Origin of the sequence: Streptomyces sp. UNOC14_S4, from assembly GCF_020740835.1 — a bacterium.
In the GTDB taxonomy this organism is placed as follows: Bacteria; Actinomycetota; Actinomycetes; order Streptomycetales; family Streptomycetaceae; genus Streptomyces.
Window position 1 is genome coordinate 1 of sequence record NZ_JAINFC010000713.1, and the last position, 2,947, is coordinate 2,947.

The following is a 2,947-nucleotide window of genomic DNA, read 5'->3' on the forward strand; positions in this document are numbered from 1 at the left end:
CGCGCAGGGGCCGGTCCAGGTGCGGGTCCAGGGCGGCGCACACCGCGTCGAAGGCCGCGGCGAACACGGGGAAGGCCGCGTACAGTTCCTCGCCCATGCCCACGCGCTGCGCGCCCTGCCCCGTGAACAGGAAGGCCGTGCCGCCTCTGCGGGTGGTGCTGCCCCGCACGACACCGGGGGCACCGTGTCCCTCGGCGAGGGCGCGGAGCGCGGTGAGGAGTTCCTCGCGGTCGTCGCCGACGGTGATGGTGGCGCGGTGGTCGAGGGCGGTACGGGTGGTGGCCAGGGACCAGGCGATGTCCAGCGGCCTCGGGGCCGGGTCGGCCTCGGCGAGGGCGAGCAGTCGGGAGGCCTGTCCGGCGAGGGCTTCCGGCGTCTTCGCCGACAGCACCCAGGGCACCACCGGGGGCACCGCGCCCGCCTCAGGATCCCCGCCGTCCTCCTCCGCCGGCGCCTGCTCCAGAATGACGTGCGCGTTGGTGCCGCTCACACCGAAGGAGGAGACGGCCGCCCGGCGGGGCGCGCCCGTTTCGGGCCATGCGCGGGCCTCGGTGAGGAGTTCGACGGCCCCCGACTCCCAGTCGACGAACGGGGTGGGCTCGTCGATGTGCAGGGTCCTGGGCAGGATGCCGTGGCGCATCGCCTGCACCATCTTGATCACACCGCCGACACCGGCCGCCGCGACCGAGTGGCCGATGTTGGACTTCATCGACCCCAGATAGAGCGGCCGCCCACCGGACCGCTGACGGCCGTAGGTCGCCAGCAGGGCCTGCGCCTCGATGGGGTCGCCGAGCCGGGTGCCGGTGCCGTGCGCCTCGACGGCGTCCACATCGGCGGGGGTCAGCCTGGCCGCGGCCAGCGCGTCGCTGATCACCCGTTCCTGGGCGGGGCCGTTGGGGGCGGTGAGGCCGTTGGAGGCGCCGTCCTGGTTGACGGCCGAGCCGCGGATCACCGCGAGCACCCGGTGCCCGTTCTTCCGCGCGTCCGACAGCTTCTCCACCAGCAGCAGGCCCGCGCCCTCGGACCAGGAGGTGCCGTCGGCCGCCGCGGCGAAGGACTTGATGCGGCCGTCGGCCGCCAGCCCGCGCTGCCGGGAGAAGTCGACGAAGCCGCCCGGATCGCCGTTGACCGTGACACCGCCCGCCAGCGCCAGCGCGGACTCGCCCGACCGCACCGACTGCAGGGCGAGGTGCAGCGCCACCAGCGACGACGAACACGCCGTGTCCATCGTCACCGCCGGCCCCTCGAAGCCGAAGGTGTAGGCGATGCGGCCGGAGGCCACACTGCTCAGCTTGCCGGTCATCAGGTAGCCCTGGAGCTCCTCGGGCGCGTTCAGGCCGAGGTAGCTCTCCTCCACGGCGCCCACGAAGACACCCGTCCGGCTGCCCTTGAGCGCGGTGACGTCGATCCCCGCCTGCTCGAACGCCTCCCACGCGGTCTCCAGCAGGACGCGTTGCTGCGGGTCCATCGAGACGGCCTCGCGCGGGGAGATCCCGAAGAACTCCGCGTCGAATCCGGTCGCCCCGTCGAGGAACCCCCCGTGCCGGGTGTAGGACTTGCCGGGCTTCCCCGGCTCCGGGTCGTACAGGCCGTCGATGTCCCAGCCGCGGTCGGCCGGCCACTCCGAGATCGCGTCCCGGCCCTCCGTCACCAGCCGCCACAGCTCGTCCGGCGAGCCGACCCCGCCCGGGTAGCGGCAGGCCATGCCGACGATCGCGACCGGCTCCTGGTCGCCGGCCTCCAGCTCGGCGAGCCGCTGACGGGCCTTCTGCAGATCGGCAGTCACCCACTTGAGGTACTCGACCAGCTTCTCTTCGTTAGGCATGCGAAACCCCCATCTCCTCGGGAATCAATGTCGGTGGGACTGCCGGTCAGTCGGCCGCGCGGCCGAGCTGGTTGTCGATGAAGGCGAAGATCTCGTCGGCCGAGGCCGAAGTGATCGATTCGGCCGCGTCGGAGGCCGCGCCGGAGCCACCGTCGGCCGTCGTGGCCTCGTTGAGCTTCGACAGCAGCGTCCGCAGCCGCTGGGTGACCGTCGTACGGGCCTGGTCGTCGGCCACGATGGCCGACAAGGACGCCTCCAGCCCGTCGAGTTCGGCCAGCCCGGGTCGGCCCGCCTGGGTGAGCCGCGCGTGCAGATACGCCGCCAGCGCCCCGGGAGAGGGGTGGTCGAAGACCAGCGTGGTCGGCAGGTGCAGTCCGGTGGCCGTGGAGAGCCGGTTGCGCAGGTCGACCGCTGTCAGCGAGTCGAATCCCAGCTCCTGGAAGGGCCGTTCGGGCTCGATGGTGCCGTGGCCCGCGTGGCCGAGCACGGAGGCCGCTTCCGCCCGCACCGCGTCGAGGACCACGCCGTGGGCCTCCGCCTCGGTCAGCCCGGTCAGGCGGTGCGCCAGTGCCTCCGGCGTACCGCCTCCGGCGCGGGCCGCGGCCTTGCGGGACGGCGCCTTCACCGGCGGGAGCTCCGGGCCCTCGGCCGTGTCGACGAGTTGTTCGTCGGCGACCTCCCGGTAGGTGAGCGCGTCGACGGTGGCGACGAGCTGGCCGCTGCCGTCGGTCAGCTCCACCGCGACGGTGTTCTCCCCGGTCCCGGTCAGCCGGGCCCGGATCGCGTCGGCCCCTGCCGCGTACAGCCGGACGCCCTGCCAGTCCGCCGGGACGAGGGTGAACCCCTCCCGCGCGGTGTACGGGTGGCCGAGCACGGCCGCGTCCAGGAGCACCGGGTGCAGCCCGTACCGCGCGGAGTCCTCCCGCAGGTCCTCCGCGAGGGCGACCTCGGTGCCCGGCTCGCCCGACGGCGGACCGGCCGGCGCGTGCGTCCCGCCCGCCGTGAGGGTGCCTTCGGCGTGGGTGGTCCAGGGGGCGCCTTGGGTGTCGGGGCGGGTGTGGATGGTGAGGGTGCGTCGGTTGTCGGTGTCGGGGGTGGTGACGCGTATCTGGAGGTGCAGGG

At 73.7% G+C, this 2,947-nt stretch carries 2 protein-coding genes; both read right to left on the reverse strand.

What is annotated here, in order from left to right; translation table 11 throughout:
• A partial coding sequence (locus K6I34_RS34730; RefSeq protein ID WP_229332026.1) for a type I polyketide synthase occupies positions 1–1,825 on the reverse strand: 1,825 nt, incomplete at its 3' end.
• 46 nt (positions 1,826–1,871) lie between these two features.
• A partial coding sequence (locus K6I34_RS34735; RefSeq protein ID WP_229332027.1) for a phosphopantetheine-binding protein occupies positions 1,872–2,947 on the reverse strand: 1,076 nt, incomplete at its 5' end.